General features: G+C 66.9%; 16 protein-coding genes. 11 read left to right on the top strand and 5 right to left on the bottom strand.

The genetic code is table 11. From position 1 onward, the window contains the following. The first annotated feature begins 39 nt into the window (after positions 1-39). The 5 genes from ACPDIX_RS12505 (at position 40) to ACPDIX_RS12485 (ending at position 8,626) form a co-directional block, all read left to right on the top strand. Positions 40-879 carry an MBL fold metallo-hydrolase gene (locus tag ACPDIX_RS12505; protein ID WP_423432137.1) on the top strand — a complete coding sequence of 280 codons (840 nt, stop codon included), beginning with the start codon at positions 40-42 and terminating at the stop codon, positions 877-879. Beyond that, the gene (locus ACPDIX_RS12500; RefSeq protein WP_423432136.1) at positions 860-2,608 is read left to right on the top strand and encodes a TIGR03790 family protein; all 1,749 of its coding nucleotides are present in this window, start codon (positions 860-862) and stop codon (positions 2,606-2,608) included. Before ACPDIX_RS12505 ends, ACPDIX_RS12500 begins: the two co-directional genes overlap by 20 nt. A gap of 318 nt (positions 2,609-2,926) precedes the next feature. Then, positions 2,927-3,358: a helix-turn-helix domain-containing protein gene (locus ACPDIX_RS12495; RefSeq protein ID WP_423432135.1), complete on the top strand. Its 432-nt coding sequence runs from the start codon at positions 2,927-2,929 to the stop codon at positions 3,356-3,358. Beyond that, positions 3,342-5,714, top strand: coding sequence for a VIT domain-containing protein (locus tag ACPDIX_RS12490; RefSeq protein WP_423432134.1), 2,373 nt, complete (start codon positions 3,342-3,344; stop codon positions 5,712-5,714). The genes ACPDIX_RS12495 and ACPDIX_RS12490 overlap by 17 nt, the downstream gene beginning before the upstream one ends. 1,937 nt (positions 5,715-7,651) lie before the next feature. After that, complete coding sequence (locus ACPDIX_RS12485; RefSeq protein WP_423432133.1) at positions 7,652-8,626, top strand: arabinosidase; 975 nt, start codon at positions 7,652-7,654, stop codon at positions 8,624-8,626. A 27-nt stretch (positions 8,627-8,653) separates the two neighbouring features. Here ACPDIX_RS12485 and ACPDIX_RS12480 read toward each other — a convergent pair whose 3' ends face one another. Both ACPDIX_RS12480 and ACPDIX_RS12475 read right to left on the bottom strand, forming a co-directional pair. Further along, positions 8,654-11,239 (bottom strand): DEAD/DEAH box helicase, encoded by a 2,586-nt coding sequence (locus ACPDIX_RS12480; RefSeq protein ID WP_423432132.1) that lies wholly within the window; start codon positions 11,237-11,239, stop codon positions 8,654-8,656. A gap of 295 nt (positions 11,240-11,534) precedes the next feature. Next, positions 11,535-13,775 carry a carboxypeptidase-like regulatory domain-containing protein gene (locus ACPDIX_RS12475; protein WP_423432131.1) on the bottom strand — a complete coding sequence of 747 codons (2,241 nt, stop codon included), beginning with the start codon at positions 13,773-13,775 and terminating at the stop codon, positions 11,535-11,537. A gap of 203 nt (positions 13,776-13,978) precedes the next feature. Between ACPDIX_RS12475 and xylA the strand changes: the two genes are divergently transcribed. Next, positions 13,979-15,292: a xylose isomerase gene (xylA, locus tag ACPDIX_RS12470; RefSeq protein WP_423432130.1), complete on the top strand. Its 1,314-nt coding sequence runs from the start codon at positions 13,979-13,981 to the stop codon at positions 15,290-15,292. 357 nt (positions 15,293-15,649) lie between these two features. On the opposite strand, the gene ACPDIX_RS12465 is transcribed toward xylA, so the two are convergent. After that, positions 15,650-16,021 carry a hypothetical protein gene (locus ACPDIX_RS12465; protein WP_423432129.1) on the bottom strand — a complete coding sequence of 124 codons (372 nt, stop codon included), beginning with the start codon at positions 16,019-16,021 and terminating at the stop codon, positions 15,650-15,652. 275 nt (positions 16,022-16,296) lie between these two features. Here ACPDIX_RS12465 and hypA point away from each other — a divergent pair, with 275 nt between their 5' ends. Together hypA and hypB are read left to right on the top strand one after the other, a co-directional pair. Next, positions 16,297-16,638 (top strand): hydrogenase maturation nickel metallochaperone HypA, encoded by a 342-nt coding sequence (gene hypA, locus ACPDIX_RS12460; protein ID WP_423432128.1) that lies wholly within the window; start codon positions 16,297-16,299, stop codon positions 16,636-16,638. 7 nt (positions 16,639-16,645) lie between these two features. Next, on the top strand, positions 16,646-17,509 hold the full coding sequence (gene hypB / locus ACPDIX_RS12455; RefSeq protein WP_423432127.1) for a hydrogenase nickel incorporation protein HypB: 864 nt from the start codon (positions 16,646-16,648) through the stop codon (positions 17,507-17,509). A gap of 57 nt (positions 17,510-17,566) precedes the next feature. Here hypB and ACPDIX_RS12450 read toward each other — a convergent pair whose 3' ends face one another. Then, positions 17,567-18,157, bottom strand: coding sequence for an RsmD family RNA methyltransferase (locus tag ACPDIX_RS12450; protein ID WP_423432126.1), 591 nt, complete (start codon positions 18,155-18,157; stop codon positions 17,567-17,569). 140 nt (positions 18,158-18,297) lie between these two features. Here ACPDIX_RS12450 and ACPDIX_RS12445 point away from each other — a divergent pair, with 140 nt between their 5' ends. Beyond that, on the top strand, positions 18,298-19,074 hold the full coding sequence (locus ACPDIX_RS12445; RefSeq protein ID WP_423432125.1) for a LolA family protein: 777 nt from the start codon (positions 18,298-18,300) through the stop codon (positions 19,072-19,074). 103 nt (positions 19,075-19,177) lie between these two features. Continuing rightward, positions 19,178-20,554, top strand: coding sequence for an MBL fold metallo-hydrolase (locus ACPDIX_RS12440; protein WP_423432124.1), 1,377 nt, complete (start codon positions 19,178-19,180; stop codon positions 20,552-20,554). Between the two features lie 309 nt (positions 20,555-20,863). On the opposite strand, the gene infA is transcribed toward ACPDIX_RS12440, so the two are convergent. Then, positions 20,864-21,082, bottom strand: a complete 219-nt coding sequence (infA, locus tag ACPDIX_RS12435) for a translation initiation factor IF-1 (RefSeq protein ID WP_165106626.1) — start codon at positions 21,080-21,082, stop codon at positions 20,864-20,866. 186 nt (positions 21,083-21,268) lie between these two features. Between infA and galE the strand changes: the two genes are divergently transcribed. Next, positions 21,269-22,240, top strand: a complete 972-nt coding sequence (gene galE, locus ACPDIX_RS12430; protein WP_423432123.1) for a UDP-glucose 4-epimerase GalE — start codon at positions 21,269-21,271, stop codon at positions 22,238-22,240. The last annotated feature ends 114 nt before the right edge of the window (positions 22,241-22,354 follow it).

Raw genomic sequence — 22,354 nt, 5'->3', positions numbered from 1 at the left:
AAGGGGGGCTGCTCCGGTTGGCAAACGAAAAATGGAACGATGACGTTCGAACTGATCGTACTGGGCTCCGGCACCTCCCAGGGAGTGCCCATCATCGGCGCGGACTACCCGCCGGAGTTCCTTGCCAATCCGCGCAACCACCGGACCCGCTCGGCCATCTACGTGGCCACGCCGAAGGTCAAACTCGTCGTGGACACCCCGCCGGAGTTCCGCCTCCAAATGCTGCGCGAAAACATCCGGTGGCTCGACGCCGTCCTCTTCACCCATGGACACGCCGATCACATCATGGGCCTGGACGACTGCCGCCGGTTCTGCGACCTGCGCGGCGGCCGGCCCCTGCCGGTCTACGCCGACCCGGTCACCATGGCCGACCTGCGCCGCGTCTACGCCTACGCCTTTCATGACGGGCCCTGGCCCAGGGGCTATTTCATGCCCGAACCACACGTGATCGAGGGCCCCTTCGACCTGGGTGACCTCCACATCACCCCCCTGCCTCTGCCCCACGGCCGATTCACCACAACCGGTTACCTCTTCGAACAGGGCGGGCGCAAACGCCTGGCCTACCTGAACGATTGCAACGCCGTGCCCCCGGAGGTGATCGAACGCGTCCGGGGTGTCGAAGTGGCCATGCTCGATGCCCTTCGGTTTCGGCCCCACCCCACGCACATGTGCCTGGACGAAGCGCTCGCCGCCGCCCGCCGGATCGGCGCCAACCGCACCCTGCTCACCCACCTCACCCACGATTACGATCACGACTTGGTCAACGCCGACCTGCCTGCCGGCGTGGAACTCGCCTACGACGGCATGCGCATCCTGCTGGGCAGGCCCGCGGAAAGCGTCTCCAACCCGGCCTCCCACCATGAAACCGCACCTTGCTGATGCCCCGGCCGGCGCAGCGCCGGTCCTGCGTCGCCACGGACGGGCCCTCGCATGGTTGGCCCGGTTGCTGGTCCTGACCGCCGCGTGGCTTCTGCCCCCGGCGGCGCAGGCAACGGAGGGCGATCAGGTCATCGTCGTGTACAACAGCGCGGTCCCGGAAAGCCGCGCCGTGGCCCTCCATTACGCCGAACGCCGTCAGGTCCCGCAATCCCAGATCTTCGGTTTCAAACTCTCCACCGGCGCGGAAATGTCCCGTGCGGAGTACCGTGACCTGCTGCAGCAGCCCCTGTTGACCGCACTGACCAACCGCGGCTTGTGGGAGATCGGCGAGGTGCCCGCCCGCGACCCCTCACCCGGCACACCCGTCCGCCGCGGCGTGGTCCGGTCCCGCATCCGCTACGCCGTCCTCTGCTACGGCGTGCCGTGGCGCATCAAACCCGACACCGGCCTGTACGAGCCCGAAACCGAAATGCTCCGACCCGAACTTCGCCGGAACGAGGCCGCCGTGGATTCGGAGCTGGCCTGCCTGCCGCTGGCCGTCAGCGGCTATCCCCTCATCGGCCCCTACGTCAACCCGCTCTACGGCGTCACCAACGGCGCCCTCCTCCACCCCACCAACGGCATTCTCCTGGTCAGCCGGCTCGACGGGCCTTCACCCGAAATCGCCCGCGCACTCGTGGACAAGGCTCGGGAAGCCGAGCGCAACGGCATGTGGGGACGCGCCTACTTCGACTGCCGCGGAACCGTCGAACCCGGACTCCAACCGGGCGAGCAGATGCTCCGCCAGGCAGCCGAAATGGCCCGGTTGCTCGGCCTGCCCACCGTCCTCGACACCAACGAGGCGGTCTTCCCCTCCACCTTCCCCCTCAGCCAGATCGGCATCTACATCGGCTGGTACGCCGAAAATGTCGCCGGAGCACTGGCACGACCCCGGGTCGAGTTCCTGCCGGGCGCCTTCGCCTATCACCTCCACTCCTACGCCGCCGCAGATCTCCGCAGCACGGACCGGCATTGGGTGGGGCCCCTCCTGCACCGCGGCGCCACCATCACCATGGGCCCCGTGTATGAACCCTACCTGGGCGGCACACCGGACATGACCATTTTCATTTCCCGCTTCGTGCTCCAGGGATTCAGCTTCGGCGAGGCCGCCTGGGCCAGCCAACCAGCCCTGTCTTGGCAGATCACCGTGGTCGGCGATCCGCTCTACCGCCCCTACGGGCGGTCCCCCAGCGCCCTCCACGCCGAACTCGAATCCAGCGGATCCCCGTTGGTCGCCTGGTCTCACCTGCGACTCGTGAACCTCAACCTCGCACGCGGAACACCCGTGGCGGAAATGGTCCACTACCTCGAACAATGCCCCGTCACCCGGCAGAGCGCCATCCTCACCGAAAAACTCGGTGACCTCTACGACGAACAGGGCAAACCCCACTCCGCCGCCCTCATGTGGCAGCGTGCCCTCAGCCTCGACCCAAGCCCCCAACAACGGCTCCGGCTCCTCCTCCGCCTGGCCGAGCGCTACGAACAGCTCGAACAATGGAACGACGCGTACGAAACCCGCCGCACCCTTCTTCAAGACTACCCCGACCAGGTGGACAAGGCCCTCCTCTACAGCAAACTCGCCACACTGGCCGAGCGGCTCGACAAGCCCGAAGAAGCCCGGCAGTACCGCAAGCTTTGGGAAGACATGCAGCCTCCCGCCACCAACTCCGTCCCCTCCCGGACACCCTGACCCACCACCGCCGCCCGCGGGCCCGGGACGCATCCGCGCCGCATCCCTCCGCCCGTTTCCTTTCCCCCTCACACGCCCCCCGACGACCTCCTTCCACAAGGGGGCCCGCGCAACCGCACAGCCCCGGCCACGCAGGCGTTGACCCCGGCCCCGGCCCTCGAGCCGGACTTGTCCCCACCTTGCAACCGTCGCCCCAATCAGCCCCGCCCGCGCCCCTGCCCGATACCACACCGCCCCCGCAGCCCCGACACCCCGACATGCTCGAAGCCCGCCGGCATGATCTTGACAGTGTCAAATAGTGTCGTATATTCGCCCGTGATGAGCAACGAAACTGCCGGGACGCAAAGGTGGACCCTGACCGAACTGGCACAGCAGAGTGGTTGTCCGGCTCGGACGATCCGTTACTACATTGCCCGCGGTCTGATCCCGCCGCCTCACAAGGCCGGTCCCGGCGCTCATTACGGGCCCGAACATCTGGAGCGCCTCCGCCAAATCCGGGCCTGGCAGGCCCGGGGGCTGACACTCGCCGAGATCGGACTCCGCCTGGGTGAACCGGAGCCGGACCGGCCCGCCGCCCTCGAACCGGTTGGTTGCTGGGCCTTCGCGGTGGCGCCGGACGTGACGGTGTATGTGCGGGCCGACGTCGCGCCCTGGCGGGCGCGACAGATTCGCCGGGCCTTGGAGGAACTGGCCGGGCGACTGGCGTCGAACCCCCAGCAAAAGGAGGCATCCCATGCAAACCATATCTGACACGATCCCCTACGATGTGCGGGACGCCCGCACCGGGCGGTCGTTGCGACTGACCCTCCAACGACTCTGGCTGACGGGACGGGTTTTGCCCGTGGGCGCCGAGTTGCGCGTGCAACACGGCTTCCAATCGGGCGAGTCCGGGCCGGTCGAGGTCGTCTACGCCTTCGCACTCCCGCGGGATGCAGCGCTGCGCCGGTTTCGCATCCGCGGGGAGGGATGGTCCGTGGACTCGGAGTTGCGACCGCTGGCCGAGGCGGAGCGGCTTTACGAGCAGGGAATCACAGCCGGGCACATGGCGGCCTGGGTCCGATCGTACCGGGACGGCGTGGTGAATCTCACCCTGGGCAATCTGCGGCCCGGGGCCATGGTGTGGGTGGATTTGGAACTGCTGGCCGGGGTGGACCCCTGCGACGACGGCTGGCGGTTCCGCTTCCCGTTCACACTGGCACCCACCTATCACCCGGGGGCCCGGACCATCAGTCCCGCGCCCGGGATGGGCGAGCTGGAGCTGCCGGCGGAATTCGGCGACGTGCTCCTGCCGCCATGGATGCGCGACGCCACTCAGCTTCACAAGGTCGGGTTCGACCTCCAGTTGGTCCTGCCCGCGCCGCTCCGCGAAGTTCGCTGTCCTTCGCACCGCATCGTGGTGGACACCTCGACTCCCCGACAGGCACGCGTCACCCTGGCCACAGAGACCGACGTTCCGAACCGTGACCTCGTGTTGGAGGCGCGTTTCGCAGGCGAACTGGAAGGACTCGTGGGCGGAATCGCTGACCGCACTGCGGGCGGCTTTGCCCTGATGATCCCCTCCACGCGCTTCACCCGGGCTGATGCCCGGGCGGATGAGCGGCCGCGCCGGGTCGTCTTCGTTCTGGACCGGTCCGGATCCATGTCGGGCGAGCCCCTGACACAGGCCCGTCGGGCGGTGGAAGCCTGCCTGGGCGCCTGCACCGACCGCGACCTCTTTGGCGTGGTGGCTTTCGACCACACTGTCGAAAGTTTCTCCGACACACTCGTGTCGGCCGACCGCTGCCAACGCGACCGCGCGCAAGCCTGGCTGGCGGGCGTGGAAGCAGTGGGCGGGACCGAACTCCTGGCCGGGATCCGGGCCGGCGCGGCCCTGCTGGGCGACGAAGGCGGCGATCTGCTGGTGCTGACAGACGGCCAGGTGGCCGGCACCGAGGACATCCTGCAGGCCCTGCCACAAGGGCGCGTGCGCGTCCACTGCCTGGGCATCGGCACGGCCAGCCAGGACCGGTTCCTTGCCCTGCTGGCGCGTCGGACAGGAGGGCGGTCGAAGTTCCTGACCCCGTCCGAACGGGTGGACCTGGCAGTCCTGGAGCTCTTTGCTTCCATGCAAAGGACCTTTGCCCGGCACCTGCAGGTGCAGCTCCACCCTTCCGGGCCCACGTCCGCCCGCCTCACGATTCCGCCGCCCCACGTACTCGCGGAGGGGCAACCGCTTGTGCTGTGGGGCGAGGCGGATGCACCCGGAGAGGTGCGGGTCCGCATCGAATGGGAAACCGGCGCCGGCCATCACCGCATCGAGGTGCCTGTGACCCTCGGCCCGAGCCCGGAAGCCGCCGTCGTCCGCCTCCTTCAAGGCGCCCGCCTGATCACCGACGCCGAGAGCGAAGTTCGGGAGGCCGATCCGGAAAGTGCCACGGATGCGACCGCGCGCGCCGCGTGGGTCCGCTTGGAAGAGCTCAGCCGCCGGTACGGACTGGCGAGCCGCGCCATGTCCCTGGTGGCGGTCGTCCGTCGCCCGGGCGATCAACCCGGGGCCCCACCCCGAACCATCGTCATACCGCTGGGCCTTCCGGAGAGCCTATCCTTCGACTCGTACTTCCAACCGAACACGCCTGCATTCGCCTCTCCGCCTCCCGGAATGCTCGGGTTCCTGACCACGCCCGCCGCACCCAAACGCCTGCAGGTCCGCAAGTCCATGCGACCTCGAGCCGCGGGGCAAAGGGCAGCAAAGGCACCGACCAATTCCGAAGACCGGTCCTGGGAAGATCAACTCCTAGAGCTCGCAGCCCGGCTCGAGCCCGACGGCGGCCTGCCCGGCGCCGACCCCGAACAGCGTTGGTTCGCCACGGCCCTGGCCTGGCTCTGCTTCGTCGCCGCGTGCGAACGCCTCCAGACCTCCGCCTTCCGCGCTCACACCACGCGCCTCCGGCGCTGGTTGGACCACAGCGAACTCACCCAACACGACCCGCGCAAACGCCGGTGGCTCGATCGCGCCCGGCAGGGAGCCCTTGCACTCCCCGACCCGCAGAGGTGGACACGGAGGTTGCTCCGCGGCGACCGCATCGAGCCGCGCGAATTCTGGGACATGTTCGAACCCGCGTCGTGACCGGGCGGCCATCCGGCAGGACAAGCCCGACAGCCCGACCCGGCGCGGAGAACGTGGTCGCATGCGTGCCGTTGCCGCCCGTGCGGGTCAGCCGGGGCAACCCGGACTGAGGGCGTCCGACTCGTCCGCCGTCTGCCTTCGTCCGCGGCTGCGCCCCTGCCACAGCGCCATGGCGAGCACCACCGTGGCCGGGAGGGTCCCGGCTCCAGGGATCGGTTGCACAGGGGACCGGACGGGCATGGCGGAGTGGATTCCAAGTGCGTGTGGATACCCGGGCGAATGCAGGCGCCGAACGATGGCGGAGCACTCCGGTTGGGACCGAGCGGCCCACGCGGATGAGGAACTCCCTGGCTGCAGCGCCGTCCCACCCGACCCGGGTCGGTCCGCTTGCCCGAGCAAGCCGTGTCCGGGGCGGACTCGAAGCCGGGGCGCGCGGACCTTGCCCGGGCGCTCCGCAGCGCGTCTGCGGGCACTCCGGCCATCGGGCAGCCCGGTTGCGCTGCGTAAGGTCGTTCTCACCCCGGTCGTGCGGACCGGCCGAGGAGCGGTTCGAATTCTCGCAGTCCAGGAAGAAGTCATGCCTGGGATCACCGCACCAACGGTTGGCCGCGGCCAGTGAGGAACGGGCCGCGCAGAGCGCGCGAGTCATCAACCGCGGCCGTGGTCGCCGTCGCTCGGGCCCGGCGGGCCGAAAGACAATCAAGAAAAAGGGTCCCCGCGGGATCCGCAGACCCCGCGGGGGCCGGCTTTGGGAAGGAGCTCGCCACGCTCTCCTCCGACCGGCATTGGGCGCGCATGCGCTGCCGGTTCCCCGACGCCGTGTCCCGCTGGGGAGTCATCGGCCGCACGGCGACGGCCGTCCGGAACCTTGCGGTTCGACGGATCTCGAGGGGTGGCTTCTGAGCCTCCGGCGTTCGGGGCCGCATGTTGGATCGGCCCTGCCGGAGACCCCGGGACGGGGCCCGTGCGAAAACGGGCACGGGCACCGCCCAACGGGATCGGCGCATGCGCCCGCAGGCGACCATTCGCGCTCGATCCCCACGGGTCTCGCCAACCCTCACAGGTTGCCTTTTGTGCGGGGGCGGCGGTGGCACCCGGAAACCGCCGGGAATTGCGGCCCGTCAGTGCGGGCATCGCACACCCCACGATGCCGACCCAGTTTGCCCTTTATGGGCGGGAGCCACGCTCCCTCGGGAGCGTTGCGGCACGCCGCGCCCGGGCGGGTGCTTCGGTCTTGCATCGGCTGGTTACGCAGTAGCAACCGTGGACCCCGTGGGTCACTGCGATTCATCCGGGGCCGGAATCACCCGGATTACTTGACTCGGCTCGGGGCACATTCCGGTGGGCCCCTAGCCGCACGGCTCCAAGTTCGCACTACCGGCAGGTGCGACCCTGCCGGAGGAGCCGGTGAATCCTGCCTCCCACGCCGCCAGGACAGCCTTTGCTGGCCCGCCGGCCGCGCCGGAGGGGCCGTCTCCAACCAGCAGGAGACGACCTTTCCCCGGTTGCCCGGGATCATCCCTGAGACGACCCCGACCCCCGCAGGGGTCGCCGATCGCCTCTGTTCTTTCAATGAACCACCACTACTCTAGGTCGCCCTGCGGAACCCTGCCACAGGAAGTTGTTCACCACGTTATTCACCGGGGGTCGCACGCCGCCACCGCCTCCCTCTGCCGCAACGCATTCCCGCCCAACGAAACCCGAACCCGCGGACCATCTTGTTCACCAATCCTTCGCGTAAGACGTGTCCCGGGGTGAACAAGTCACGTGGGCGAGTTTTTGCCGGACCCGACCCGATCAGCCCGGACTTTCAGCAGTCCGCGCCTGGTCGGACAGTTTCCTTTTCCGCCGCGGCGTGGCGAGCCGGGTCCGATCACCATCTGCAAGCCGGCAGAAAGAGCTGTGCGGGACGGAGGCATCGCCCTAGGATGATCGCCATGCGAACGGCCAAGGTTGTGGGCTGGTTTGTCTGGATGCTGTGCGCGGCCGGTTGGACAGCTCTTGCGGCGGTCGCCGAACCCGGCTCTCCCGTGGCAGGCGCGCCGGATGCGCCGGCCTACCTGTTCAGCACCTTTCGCGAGCCCGAGCAGGACGGCCTGCGGTTCGTCTACAGTTGGGACGGCCATCACTGGTCGAATGTGCCGGGCGTATTCCTGCGACCGACGGTGGGTGGAAGAATCCTGCGCGACCCCAGTGTCTGCCGCGGGCCGGACGGAACCTGGCACGTGGTCTGGACCAGCGCATGGCGGGGCGACCGGGGCTTCGGGTATGCGCGATCACGCGACCTGGTCCACTGGGAAGACCAGCGTTTCATCCCTGCCATGGAGCACGAGCCGGAAACGGTGAACGTATGGGCTCCGGAACTGTTTTACGATGCGCCCCGGGACCGGTTCATCATTGTCTGGGCGTCCACCATCCCGGGGCGGTTTCCGGATCATCTCGAGCCCCGCACGAACAATCATCGTTTGTACTACACGACCACGCGCGACTTTCGCGAGTTCACGCCCACGCGGCTTTTCTGGGATCCGGGTTACAGCGTGATCGATGCGCAGATTGTGTTCACCGATCCCGGCTACGTGCTGGTGCACAAGGACAACACCCGGCCCGAGCGACGCCTGCGGGTGGCCTTCGGGGATTCGCCGCTCGGACCGTGGCGCGACATTTCGCCGCATCTGACCGAGCCGTTCACCGAGGGGCCGTCGGCGCTGAAGATCGGGGAAGACTGGATCATTTACCATGAGGCCTATCGCCTGCGAGAGTATCGGGCTTTGAAGACGCGTGACTTTCGTTCCTTCCGCGATGCCACGCGGGAGATGACCTTCCCGAAACCGATGAAACACGGCACGGCCTTTCGTGTGACCCGGGCGGACGTGGAGCGTGTGCTGCGGGCGGGTGCCGGGGCCGGTCCCTGAGCTGCGGGCTGCGCAGGCGCGCCCTTTTCAAACCAGCGGGCCCAGACGCAGCAACTGCATGACCGGCTCGCCCGTGGTGTCGGAGGCCGCGAGGTCCACGCGCCATTCCGCGACCCAGTCGTTGTGCCCGTCGGGGTCAATCAGCATCTGTTGCACCGTCCACGACCGGCCGTCCTCGGCAGGCTGCACATGCGTGTGCCGGCGGTTCCGGGCCTCCGGGTCCAGGCTCAGCCGGAGATGCTCCTGCAGATAGGTCTCGAGAGCGGATTGAAGTCGCGCAGTCGACCACGGGTTGCCCTCGGCGTCGGCCGCCGGGTTCAATTGGGCGAGGGCCGTGTCGAACTGCCGCGTGCTCCACGCACGCAGGAAGGTGAAGATCCGGTTTCGCACCAGGGCGGTGAACGTGGCCGGATTGGCCGTGAGCGCGGCGTCGGCGGGGGCCGGAGCAGCAACGGGTTGACCGGTGATGCGCGCGCGTTCCTCGGCCACCCGCCGTTCGTATTCCGGGTCCCGCATCTGCTCCCATTCTTCCAGCAGACTGGAGTCCACGGTGCGGATCATCGTGCCGAAGTACAGTTCCATCTCGCGCACTGCGTCGGTCTTGGCCGGCTCCGGCACGGTCTGTTTGAGCACCTTGTAGACGCTGTGCAGGTGCCGGAGCAGCAGGCCCTCCACCCGCTGCAACTGATAATCGCGGACGTAATCGTCGAACGAACGGAAGGTCTCGTACATCTCGCGCGCGATGCTCTTGGGCCGGATGTTTTCCTGGCCGACCCACGGGTGTCGCTCGGCAAACGCGTTGAAGGTGCCGTAGATGAAATCCCGGTTCGGCTTCGGATACTCCAGCTCTTCCAGCCGTTCCATCCGCTCCTCGTAGGGCACCCCTTCGGCCTTCATGGCCGCCAGCGCCTCGGCTTTCACCCGTTCGAGCTGGCGCCGCAGGATCGGTTCAGGATCCTCGAGAATCGCCTCCACCAGGGACAACACGTCCAGCGCATACTGCGGCGACTGCGGATCCAGAATCAGCAGCGTCTCGAGCAGGTACAGCGAGAGGGTCTGGTCCAGGGAAAAATCCTCCTGCAGTTCCACGTTCACCCGGAGTTTCGGCAGGCCGTTCCCGTCGCGCTCGGAACGGGGGACAATCTCGATCACATTGCGGTTGACCATCGAACGAAACAACTGCCAGGCGCGCCGGAAATGTTCCTTTTTCTGGCGCGGCGAATCGTGGCACCGGCGGATGATCTGTTGCAGCGCGCGGCAGCCGTCCTCGTCCCGCCGGCTCAGGACATGCAACAGCATCCCGGGCGTGACCTGGAACCGCGAGGTCAACCGCTCCGGCGGCGCGGCGATCAATCGTTCGAAGGTTTTCCGGTCCCAACTGATCCGGCCCGGCTCGTGAAGTTTGCGCCTGGCCACTTTCCGCCCGTCCCGCGCCGCCTTTTCCTCCTGCTTCTTCCGCTCGATCACCTCCTCGGGCGCCTGCACCACCACCGAGCCCCGTTCATCGAAGCCCTTGCGCCCCGCCCGGCCGGCGATTTGGTGGAAATCGCGCGCCGTCAGCAGCTTCACCTTTTCACCGTCGAATTTGCAAAGCCGGGTGAACACCACGGTGCGAATCGGGATGTTGACACCCACCCCCAGCGTGTCCGTTCCGCAGATGAGCTTCAGCAGGCCGCGCTGGGCCAGCCGTTCCACCAGCACGCGGTACTTCGGCAGCAGACCCGCATGATGCAGGCCGATCCCGTGCCGCAGCCATTTCCGAATCTCCGGACCGTAGGGGGAGTTGAACCGGACCGTCTCCAGCTCGGCCGCGATCTGTTCTTTCTCGGCCCGCGTGCACAGCGGCAGGCTCATGAAATCCTGGGCACTTTCGGCCGCCTCCGCCTGCGTGAAATGAACCACGTAGATCGGCGCCCTGTCCTCGGCCAGCAACCGTTCGATGGTCTGGGCCAGGGGACGCTCCGACCATTCGTACTCCAGCGGGACCGGCCGTTCGGTCCCGCTGACCGTCACCGTGGGCCGCCCGGTCAGCCGTGTGAGTTCCTCTTCGAAGAATCGCGTGTCACCCAGCGTGGCCGACATCAAGAGAAACCGCGTTTGTGGCAGCGTCAGCAGGGGCACCTGCCAGGCCACGCCCCGCTCGCGGTCCGCATACCAGTGGAATTCGTCAATGACCAGGTCGTCCACCGGTGCACGAGCGCCACGGCGCAGGGCGATGTTGGCCAGGATCTCGGCCGTGCAACACAGGATCGGCGCCTGCCGGTTCACCGAGGCATCTCCCGTGGAGAGACCCACGTTGTCCGGGCCAAACTCCCTGCAGAGATCCCGCCATTTTTCGTTCACGAGGGCCTTGATCGGACAGGTGTAGACGGCCCGCCGTCCCCGCGCCAACGCCGCAAACAACATCGCCATGGCCACCAGGCTTTTCCCCGAGCCGGTCGGCGTCTGCAGGATCACATTGTGGCCCTCCAGAACCGCCAGCAGCGCCTCCTCCTGCGCCGTGTACAAGGTGAGGCCCCGATCAGCCGCATACTCGAGAAACCGGTCCAGCAGGCTCTCGCTGGACACATTGTCCGGATCCCGCACCAACAGATCGTAGAGCGTCACTGCCATGGCCGGATCCGCCTCGCCACTCCCCGCTCTACTGCCCGGGGCCGCCGGCTGCGGCCGAACCGTCCCGCACCGTCCTCGGTTTTCAGCCTGCGCATTCTCACGCCCGCCAATTTGGGGGGCACCGACTGCGTGGTAAAGCGATTCGCCCGGGTTTCGCCTTCCGGGGAAGGATGCCGGTGGGCCGTGAAGAAGCTCTCCACCGGGCGGGGCAAACGGTCCGCTGCGCCGGGCTCACAATCCGGCCATGCCGAGCAGCCAAACCCGTGAGGCAAACCCGCCGGACTCTGCTAGGTGCTCAGCGGTCATGCGTCTTGTGGGAGTCTGGCATTTCCCATCGCATCTCGCCCAAGTCCACCTCGGCACCCGGCGGGAGGTCCAACCTTCGCTGGAACACCTGCTCAAGGATCTCCATGGGCGGGCTCGGCAGCCTGGTTGGGATGGACACTTGGACAATGGCCGGTCCCGGAGGAAACCGCTTCACTTCGAATCGCCCGGATCGGTCGGGCACGATCAGCGGAGCACCGAATCCGCCGTTCTCCAGACGTTCCCAGGTGCCGGTGCGCCGGATCCACACAAAAACCGCTCCCTCGTAGTCCGCGGGGCCGACCACCCGACCCTGCACACGCGCCCATGGGCGCAACCGCACAACCACGTTGGACCCGGCTTCGGCCCGGTCCACACATGCAAACCCGGCTTCGTCCAGCACGATCAAACACCAGTCACCACTCCGGGGTTCAAGCTCGAATCGCCCCTGCTCGTCCGTCATGGCCCGGATCACCCCCGCGCCGACCCGTAACGTGAGTTCCTGCCAGCTCACCATCCCCCGGTCGCCCGGCGCCAGACACCAGACCGCGGCACCTTTCACCGGCCGGGCCTGGTCGTCCAACACGACACCCGCCGGTCGTCTTCCTTTCCGCAGCTCGCAATCCCATCGGGCCCGCCCCTTCTGCAAGGCCGGAGAACGCGCGGGCAGGTATCCCGGGGCCCGCACCTCCACCACGGCACGCGTGGTCGCAGGCGGCAGGCCCACCCGGTAGTGGCCGTTCCGTCCCTGCACGAGCCGGCGGCGGTGCCAGGCCAGGTCTTCTCCCCGGAGCGTCAACGCCGTGGCCGGCAAGACCTCGAAATCCGCGATTGGCTCGCCTGTGTCCGCATCGCGAACGGTGCCTTCGATCTCCCAACCCACGGGTAGCGGCAGGGCACGTTCCACCCCGCACAACGGCAGATGCGCCGGCTGGGCATCCTCAAGGTCCTGATAGAGATCCGGGTCAGCCGATGCGGTCTTCCGGTCACCAGGTTCGAGCAGGATGGTCAGGTCCCGTTTGTCTTCCGGCAGTCGCCCGATCAGCCGCCAGGGATTGAGCCAGTCCAAACTCCCGTTGGACCGGGCCAGGTGGTAACCGTCCAACGCCACCCGGACTGAGAGAGGTTCGTCCGGCGGAAGATTCGGGATCTCGAATCGGCCATCGGATGGGAGCTCAATGGCCAGGGTGTCCCATGCGTCTTCCCGATCGATGACCAGCAAGGCTTGGGCTGGGATCGGTTTACCGTCACTCAACTGCACCCGACCCGCCAATCGGTTGCCCGGCTGGATCTGCCAGTCTCCCAGGTCCCACACGGCGCCGTCGCCGCCCGGGTTCCCCCGACGGATCGGCAACACCCCGAGGTTCGTCAGTGAGGAGAGTCGGCCGTACACGTGGTACTCGAGGTTCGGCGCCAGGTTCACCAGCAGGAACCGCCCGTCCGGCCCGGTCGCCACCTCATGCCCGCCGGCCTGGGTCCGGTACATTCGGTCGGCGCTCATGGCACCCACCACAACATCCGGTACCGGCCGGCCGTTCCGAACCAGGCGGCCTGTGATGGACACCCCCTCGGTCAGGACAAACTTCTTTTCTGTGCCCCCGGGCGCCAGATTCTCCACGACCAGAGGTGCGCGGGCCTGTGCCTCAATCCGAAGGCTGACGCTCGTTACCGGAGGCGGCGCCCGCAGTTCGAACCAACCGGCTTCGTCGGTCAACGCCACCGCATCCGCGCCGGCCGGCACCCCGCCCGTCACCAAGGAACCCTGCGTATAGGTCTGAACCTCCACGATCGCGAACGCCACGGGATCACCGCGGCTGTCCACCACCCGACCGCGCACCAGGTGTTCGGATGGCACCGGCTGGCGGCTTCGCGACAAGACCCCGCGCCACGGGCCCCGGGCCGCGTCAACGTCCTTGAAAAACCCGGGTTCGTAACCCTCGGCCACCACCACCACCCGAAACAGCAGCGCACCATCGACGGATTCAATCCGGAACCGTCCGTTCGCACCCGTCCGGCCGTACCTTCCGCAATCCGGATAACACGATGGGCACAGGTAGGCTGGCCCCTTCCTGGGCCTGGCCGTGTGCAGAAACACCGTGGCCCCGGGCACCGGTTTTCCCTCCGGATCTTCCACGGTTCCGACGAAGTCGAGACGCTCCGCCCCGCGTGCCCATCCCGCCACCACCCAGCCCACGAGCAGAAGCCTGAGGAACGCTGCGAGGGATGTGGTCACGTGGCCTTCATTAGACCCGCTTGCAGGCGGGGTCAAGTGCCCCCTGCCACAAACCCTCCCGCGCGATCCCGCACCCTTTCGCCTTCCCGGACAGGTCTTTTCCCCCCACTGAAACGCGCTTTCGACTTGATATGGCACACGAGCCGGGGTACCAACACCGCTCGAGGGAGCGAGATCGAACAACGCAACATCACCACAATACCATGAAAGCCGCCTTCCCGAAAATCGGCAAGATCCAGTACGAAGGTCCCCAGTCCCGTAATCCGCTGGCGTTCAAACACTACAACCCGGACGAGATCGTCGAAGGAAAACCCATGCGCGAGCATCTGCGGTTTTCCGTCGTCTACTGGCACACGTTCCGCAATCCGCTGGCCGATCCCTTCGGCGTGGGCACAGCCATCCGGCCCTGGGACGATGGCTCCAACTCCATCGCCAACGCCCAGCGGCGGGTCCGGGTCGCCTTCGAGTTCATGGAAAAGCTGGGCGTGCCCTTCTACGCCTTCCACGACCGCGACGTGGCGCCGGAGGGACGCACGTTGCGCGAGACCAACAAGAACCTCGACGCCGTCGTGAAGGTCATGAAGGAGGAACAGGAACGCACCGGCATCAAACCCCTCTGGGGCACGGCCTCGCTTTTCACCCATCCGCGCTACGCCATGGGCGCCGCCACCAGCCCCAACGCCGAAGTGTTCGCCTTCGCCGCGGCACAGGTGAAAAAGGCCATCGAGGTGACCCACGAACTCGGAGGGGCCGGGTATGTCTTCTGGGGCGGGCGTGAAGGTTACAGCACGCTGTGGAACACCGACATGAAGCGCGAGCTCGATCACCTGGCCCTCTTCCTGCACATGGCCGTGGAGTTCAAAAAAGAGATCGGTTTCAAGGGCCAGTTCTACATCGAGCCCAAACCCAAGGAACCCACCAAGCACCAGTACGATTCAGACGCCGCCGCCTGCCTCAATTTCCTCCGGCAATACGACCTGCTGCAGCACTTCAAGCTCAACATCGAAACCAACCACGCCACCCTCGCCGGACATGAAATGCAGCACGAACTCGAGGTGGCCGGCGCCGCCGGCGCCCTCGGATCCATTGACGCCAACACGGGCGACACCCTCCTGGGATGGGACACCGACCAGTTCCCCACCAACATCTACCTGACCACCCAGATCATGTACACCATCCTCAAATACGGCGGGTTCACCACCGGCGGCGTCAATTTCGACGCCAAGGTCCGGCGCGAAAGCTTCGAGCCGATTGACCTCTTCTACGCCCACATCGGGGCCATGGACGCCTTCGCCCGCGGCCTCAAAATCGCCGCCGCCCTGCGCAAGGACGGAAGGCTTGCCGAATTCGTCAAACAGCGCTATGCTTCTTGGGACAGTGGTTTGGGCGCTGAAATTGAAGCCGGCAAGATGAATTTCCGAAAACTTGAGGCCATCATGCTCAAGAAGGGCGAAGCGGCCCCCAACACCAGCGGCCGCCAGGAGCTGCTGGAAAACATCATCAACGAGTTTATTTGAGAGTTTCCACTCCACCCCTCATCACCCAACGGGGCCGGGCAGTTCCCACGCCCGGCCCTTCTCTTTTCCGGTGGGTCATGGCGCGGAAACGCTCCCGTCCGGTCGTCCCGTCCTCACTCAACCGCGGCTGAACCGCAAGTAATCGAAATCGGCGTGCCCGGTGGTGGCCGCCTCCCCCGTTTTCGAACAGTACAGGCCCACCTTAGCCCTGATCCAGAGCCCGGCACGGGCTGGGAACGGTTCCGCCACCGCACGGGATCGGGCCCGTCGGCCCGGCGAACCCAAACTCGCAGAACCCGCCCTCTCCCACCCGCACCCGCAATCGCACGCCCCCGTCGGGTACCGTCCCAGGTTCCCTCAACGTTTCCTCCCTCCGAAAGACAAGCCCGCATCCCCCGGGGCCCGGTGCACAGCAAGGGCCGCACTGGCCCGGCCCACGAACGCCAAACCCGCCTCCACACCGACGCCCCCGGGCATGTCCGGCCGGGTTTCCACCGCGAACGTGCGCGCGGGAAACTTTTGCAACAACCGATGGGGCGTGTCCTCCAGCCGGCGCATGCACGGCCGGGCGAACAACCGCAGCCAACCCGGTCGGTCCCGCAGCGACCACCGGCCGGGTTCCGGATTGGCATGCCATTGCCAGGCCCGGGCAAGCGTCGCACCATCGAACTCGTCACACGTGCCCTGCGGCTCGGCTTCATTGGGGGGCAGCTTGGGATGGACCAACACCGGTTCCCCCACTCCGTCCGGCCCGGGCCCGCCCATCAGCGGCCAGCCGCTCTGCCACCGGGCGGTTCGCGGACCTCCCGCGAACTGCCGGGCTGGTCAGCCGGCGAAAGACGACCACGCCGCCGCAAGGCTCACCCTTAACACGGGCAACTGCCATTCTCAGTTCACCCGCGGAGACCATCTCCACACCCTGCGGTGTCGCCGAGGCATTTCTGCTTTTCGGTGGAAAGATGGGTTTCGCTCATCTTTTAACTGTGCTAGCATCAAGTCGGGTCATGCATGAAGTCGGGTTGATGACCGAGGCGATCCGGATCGCGCTGGAAGAGGCCCGGGCCCGGGGGGCCCGGCGCATCACGGCGTTGCGCCTGCGCGTGGGCACCCTCAGCGGTGTGGTGCCGGAGGCGCTGGCGTTTGCGTTCGACCTGGTCACGGCGCGGACGGCGGCCGAGGGAGCGCGGTTGGAGGTGGAACAGGTGCCCGCCGTGTGGTGGTGCCGGGATTGTGAACAGGAGTTCGGCGGGGACGACCCATGGCCCGCTTGTCCTCACTGCGGGGGGCTGAAGGCCGAACTCCGACAGGGACGGGAACTCGAAATCGCAAGCATGGATCTGGTCTGAACGGGTTATGTGCAAGGAATGCGGCTGCGGACTGGGCGGAACCCCGCAAATCCTGGGCGGGCATGGGAACGTGGAGCCGGCGACTTCAGCGGCCCCGGCGGGTCCGGCACCCGGACCCGATCCGGGCCATGAGCACGAGGCATCCCCGGCGCACGAACATCCTCCGCACCCGCATGAGGCCGGGGATCCGCATGCGCACCCGGTTCACACGGTGGCCGTCCAACGTTCGTTGCTGGAGAAAAACCAGCGACTGGCCGAGCGAAACCGGGGGTTCTTCCGTGCCAAGGGCTGGCTGGTGCTCAACATCATGTCCGGCCCGGGTGCGGGAAAGACAACCCTGATCGAGCAAACCGCCCGCGGGTTGCAAGGGCGGCTGCAGTGCGGAGTGGTGGTGGGTGACCTGGCCACCGACCTTGACGCCGCCCGGCTCCGTGCCGCCGGTGTGCCTGTGGTCCAGGTGGCCACCGGCACGGTCTGTCACCTGGACGCCGACATGGTCCGCCGGGCTGTTCAACAATTGAACACCGACGGGCTGGACCTCCTCATCATCGAGAACGTGGGCAACCTGGTCTGTCCTGCCGACTTCGATCTCGGCGAGGACCTGCGCGTGGTCCTGCTCTCGGTCACCGAGGGGGAGGACAAGCCGCTCAAGTACCCGCCGCTCTTTCACTCGGCCCATGTGGCCCTGATCACGAAGTGTGACCTGGCCGAGGCGGCCCAGTTCAATCGCGCCGCTGCGCTGGCCCATTTGCAGCGGGTGAGTCATCACGCGCGCATTTTCGAAGTGTCCGCCAGGACCGGCGCAGGGATGTCTGCCTGGCTGGAGTTCCTGCAGCAGGAGCATCGCCGGGTCCGCACCCGGCCCCTGTGAAAGCGGCGGCGGAGATCTCGCTCGGTTTGCAATGGCCGCCCATGCGCGGAAGCGGTCTCACGCCCACTCCGGCGGGCATGATTCCAGAAAGCGCATCACGCTGTCGCCGTGGCGCATGGTTTTGACCTCGCGCCATACGGGGGGGATCTCCAGGCGATCCCGATGGGCGTGGCCGAGCACGAACCGGCCGCCCCGGCGCAACAAATGCGGGAGCCAGGGATCGTCCAGCAATCGCTGGGCGGCCGATTCCGATCGCGCAGTCGAATTCTTGGGTCCGTAGGGTGGATCGGCCAGGATCAGGTCGAACGACCGGCCGCTCATGGCCAGCGGCTCCAGCGCCGCGAACACGTCCTGGATTCGGAGTTCGAGCGTCTCCGGCGGGAACCCTGCCCGACGCCAATTCTCCCGCAGGACCGCGGCATGCCGGGCCGAGCGCTCCACACAGACCGCCAGCCTGGCTCCCCGGCTCACGCACTCCAGGCTCAACGCGCCCGTGCCGGCGAACAGCTCCAGCACCTCGGCGTCCACCACACGGTCGCCCAGGCTGTTGAAGACCGCCTGCTTCACCAGGTCCGGCGTCGGCCTCACTGCCAGGCCCTTGGGGACCTTCAGGATCAACCCACCCGCTCGACCACCAATGATGCGCACGGACCCAGTATAGCGATCGCCCTGCACAGTGCCACCGCAAGTGGAAGGGGCCCCGCCGGGCGACCCCCCGGCTGTGCGGGGCTCGGCCCGGTTTGCTTTCGACTGGCGCCGGCGCCTCAACCGGCCTATGGTTCCGCACCATGAAGCGCATGATCGTCAGGGTCGGGTTTCTCCGGACCCTCGTCTTCGGGCTGGCGTGCGCCGCCCTGCCGGGCCTGGGGATCGCGCACGCCCAGGTACCCGCCGCCAGCAGCACGAGTTTCGATGCCGCGTTGATGCGGTTGTTCGACGCGCACAAGACCTTCACCGCCGAGGCCGAACTGCGTGTGACCGACAGTCGCAACCAGGACAAGGTGGTCCTGCCCATGCAGTTCGCCGCACGAGAGGGCCGCTTCCGGACCGAGGTGGATCTCTCCCGCATGAAAGGGAGCCAGGCCCGGCCCGATCAGATGGCCACGGTGAAACGAATGGGCATGGACCGCATCGTCAGCATCACCCGCACCGACACCGGGGCCATGCACGTCCTGTTCCCCTCGGCCCGTGCGGCGGTCAACCTGGCCATGTCTGCCGAGGACCGTGCCGCACTGAACCAGCCGCCCGCCATCGAACGCAAGGTGCTCGGCCAGGAGACCGTGGACGGCCATCCCTGCCGGAAGGAGACGGTCACCCTCACCACCTCCGGCGGCAAGAAAACGGAGGTGACCGTCTGGTTCGCCACCGACCTGAAAGAGTTTCCCCTCCAGATCCAAACCACCGAAACCGGCGACACCGTCACATTCCGCTATCGCAACGTCCGCTTCCAAGAGCCGGATGCCCGCCTTTTCGAGCCTCCCGCCGATTACACGGCCTACTCCAGCATGGAGGCCTTTACCGCCGACCTGATGCGGAAGTTGATGAAAGAGGCTTCCCAGCAGTAAAGTATGCCGTTCCCGGACGGGGCGGCACCCTCGGGGGCCTCCCGCGCGTCGGAACCCGGTTCCGCACCCCGGAACCGCGCGTTTGCACCGTAATGGCTGACTGATGCGGATCACGAGTCTCAACCCGGACACCAACATCGGTGCCAGCGGCTGGCTGGTGGAGCTGGAAGGACACCGGCTGCTCCTGGACGCCGGCATGCACCCGAAGTGGGAGGGCCGGCGCGCCCTGCCGTTGTTCGAGGCGGCCGGATACGACGCCGTGGACGCCATCGCCATCTCCCACTGTCATCACGACCACGTCGGCGCCCTGCCCGTGGCGCTCCGGCACTTCCCACACGCACACGTGCTCATGACCGAGCTGAGCTATTACCTGGTCGAGCGCGTGCTTCACAACTCCGTCAACGTCATGACCCGGCAACGGGCCGAACAGGGAATTACCGAATACCCTCTCTACACCCACGACGAGGTGGACGAGATCGCCCCGCTGTTCCAGGGATTCCGATACAACCGGCCCGTTGAATGGGCCGCTTTTTCCCAGGCCCGACACCGGCGGAACTCGCCGACGCTCGAGTTCTTCGATGCCGGACACACCCTGGGCGCGGCCGGCATTCGCGTCCAAGGCCGGCGGGAGACGCTCTTTTACACCGGGGATGTTTGTTTCCATGATCAGACCCTGCTCCGCGCCGCGCGATTCGAAGACGTCGAAGCCGACGTGTTGATCATGGAAACGACCCGCGGCGGCCGCGGCACACCGGCCGGCTTCACCCGGGAAGCCGAGATTGACCGCCTGATCGAATCCATCCGGCGGGTTTTCAAACGGCGGGGGAGTGTGCTGATCCCCAGCTTTGCGCTGGGACGTACGCAGGAGATCCTGGGGCTGCTGGCGCTGGAAATGGCCGAGGGCCGTCTCCGCCGCCAACCGGTTTACGTGGGCGGACTGGGCCGCGTGTTTACCGAAATCTACGACCTGCAGGCCCACCGGACCCACCGGCAACATCACAACCTGCACCTCAACGAGGCTCTCGACCTGGTGGTGCTGGATCCCGAACAGACCCAACGGCTCTCGCTCCACACGAGCCGTCTCTTCGTGGTCACCGCGGGCATGATGACCGAGAACACGCCCGCCCATGACCTGGCCGTCCGCCTCGCCGGCGACGAACGGCACGCGGTCTTCTTCGTGGGTTACGCGGATCCGGACACACCCGGCGGCCGGTTCAAGGCCAGCCGTCAAGGGGAACCGTTCTTCTTCAGCCAACAGGTTCCCGAAATGGTGCGCCACTGCGAGGTCCAGGATTTCGACCTCACCGCGCACGCCGCCCGGGAAGACCTGCTGGACTTCGTGGGAATGGTGGACCCCCGGGTGGTGGTGCTCGGCCACGGCGACGCCACCGCCCGCCAGTGGTTCGCCGAGCAAATCGCGCTCCGTTATCCGCGGATCCGAATCGTGGAACCCCAACCCGGCGAGCCACTGGACCTCTGAGGCTCGCGAGACCCCGCAGCCCGCCCGTGGCGCGGCTGCACCCTCAACAGTTCGCAGGGCCACCACCCGGCCGGGCCACGCTGTCCTCACTGCCCGCCCCACGTGCTTCCTCTTGCGGGATTCCCCAGCAGGTCATGGAAGCGGAGGCTTCGAGCACTCGGAACGGCATCCTCCATCCGCCCGCGCAAACTCGCCGGAAACCGACGCCACAGGGACATGAACAGGTCGACGCGGAACCACGTCGCCCGACCGGAAAGAGTCGTGCCGGGAGGATCGCCAGTTGGAAGGACCCAGATCCCCGCCCGGAGATCAGGGATGCCGGTACGTGATCCGCGCCTTGTTGAGGTCGTAGGGCGACATCTCCACGCTGACCTTGTCGCCCACGCTGATGCGGATGAAGTGCTTGCGCATCTTGCCGGAGATGTGCGCCAGGACCTCGTGCCCGTTGGGCAGGGCCACGCGAAACATCGTGCCCGGCAAGACTTGCGTCACCACTCCGGTCAGCTCGATCGGTTCCTCTTTGGCCATGATCGCAGTACGCTGCCCTGAGTAAGTGCCACGGCGGCTGCAGAAAAGCAACCCCCCTTTTGGTACGGCCCGGCAGGAAAACCCTCCGGGAAGCCCCGCAGCAGCCCCCCGCGAACGCGGCCATGCGCGGCCGGCGTTGCGCTTTTCCGTTGAGCACCCGTGACGCCTGCCCTAGTTTGCGGCCCCATGCGAGTGTTGGTCACGGGAGGAGCGGGCTACATCGGATCCGTATGCACAGAACTACTTTGCGACCGCGGCCACGAAGTGATTGTGTACGACAGCCTGTGGCAGGGACACCGCTCGGCCGTGGATCCGCGGGCCCGGTTCATTCACGGACGACCGTTTGAACCGGGGGACATTGCCCGGATGATGGCCGAGGTGCGGCCGGAGGCGGTCCTCCACTTCGCCGGGGACATCCTCGTGGGCGAGTCCATGCAAAACCCCGGAAAATACTTCCGCAACAACGTCGCTTGCAGCCTGGAGTTTTTGGAGGCCGCCCGCGCGCAAAACGTCCGCAAATTCATCTTCAGTTCCACCGCCGCCACCTACGGCCATCCGGAACAAATCCCCATCCCGGAAGACGCCCCCCAGCGGCCCGTCAACCCCTACGGCGAGGCCAAGCTGATGTTCGAGAAGATCCTCACCTGGTACCACCGGATCCATGGACTTGAGTTCGTGGCGTTCCGGTACTTCAACGCCGCCGGTGCCACCGAACGTTACGGCGAAGATCATCGCCCCGAAACCCATCTCATCCCCAACGTCCTCAAGGTGGCCCTCGGCCAGAAACCCTGCGTGGAGATCTACGGGACCGACTATCCCACCCCGGACGGCACCTGCATACGCGACTACATCCACGTGGCCGACCTGGTGGAGGCGCACATCCTGGCGTTGGCTCCCGGGACCTGCGGGTTCTACAACCTCGGCAATGGCGGGGGCTATTCCGTCCGCGAGGTCATCGCCGCCTGCGAACGCGTCACCGGCCGGCGCATACCGGTGGAGGAAAAACCCCGTCGCCCCGGCGATCCTCCCCGGCTCGTGGCCTCGGCTGAACGGGCCATTCGCGAACTGGGTTGGAAACCGCGCTGGCCGGGCTTGGAAGACATCGTGGCCACCGCCTGGTCGTGGCACCAAAAACACCCGGACGGCTACCCCGACTGATCGCCGTGGTTTTCGTGCGGGGTCCACAACCCGGCAAACAGAAACCCGTGCGAACGCCCCGGACAGGAATCGCGTGCGACCGCCCGGTTCCTCGCCCCCACGAACTCGCGCTGC

It is taken from the genome of Limisphaera sp. 4302-co, from assembly GCF_049537155.1.
GTDB lineage: Bacteria > Verrucomicrobiota > Verrucomicrobiia > Limisphaerales > Limisphaeraceae > Limisphaera.
Note: the sequence above shows the minus strand (reverse complement) of the source record. Positions and strands in the feature narration are given on the sequence as shown.

Bases quoted from the DNA above. Each gene is read 5' to 3' on its own strand.
- ACPDIX_RS12505 (WP_423432137.1), top strand. From the start codon at position 40: ATGACGTTCGAACTGATCGTACTGGGCTCCGGCACCTCCCAGGGAGTG.
- ACPDIX_RS12500 (WP_423432136.1), top strand. From the start codon at position 860: ATGAAACCGCACCTTGCTGATGCCCCGGCCGGCGCAGCGCCGGTCCTG.
- ACPDIX_RS12495 (WP_423432135.1), top strand. From the start codon at position 2,927: ATGAGCAACGAAACTGCCGGGACGCAAAGGTGGACCCTGACCGAACTG.
- ACPDIX_RS12490 (WP_423432134.1), top strand. From the start codon at position 3,342: ATGCAAACCATATCTGACACGATCCCCTACGATGTGCGGGACGCCCGC.
- ACPDIX_RS12485 (WP_423432133.1), top strand. From the start codon at position 7,652: ATGCGAACGGCCAAGGTTGTGGGCTGGTTTGTCTGGATGCTGTGCGCG.
- ACPDIX_RS12480 (WP_423432132.1), bottom strand. From the start codon at position 11,239: ATGGCAGTGACGCTCTACGATCTGTTGGTGCGGGATCCGGACAATGTG.
- xylA (WP_423432130.1), top strand. From the start codon at position 13,979: ATGAAAGCCGCCTTCCCGAAAATCGGCAAGATCCAGTACGAAGGTCCC.
- hypA (WP_423432128.1), top strand. From the start codon at position 16,297: ATGCATGAAGTCGGGTTGATGACCGAGGCGATCCGGATCGCGCTGGAA.
- hypB (WP_423432127.1), top strand. From the start codon at position 16,646: ATGTGCAAGGAATGCGGCTGCGGACTGGGCGGAACCCCGCAAATCCTG.
- ACPDIX_RS12445 (WP_423432125.1), top strand. From the start codon at position 18,298: ATGAAGCGCATGATCGTCAGGGTCGGGTTTCTCCGGACCCTCGTCTTC.
- ACPDIX_RS12440 (WP_423432124.1), top strand. From the start codon at position 19,178: ATGCGGATCACGAGTCTCAACCCGGACACCAACATCGGTGCCAGCGGC.
- infA (WP_165106626.1), bottom strand. From the start codon at position 21,082: ATGGCCAAAGAGGAACCGATCGAGCTGACCGGAGTGGTGACGCAAGTC.
- galE (WP_423432123.1), top strand. From the start codon at position 21,269: ATGCGAGTGTTGGTCACGGGAGGAGCGGGCTACATCGGATCCGTATGC.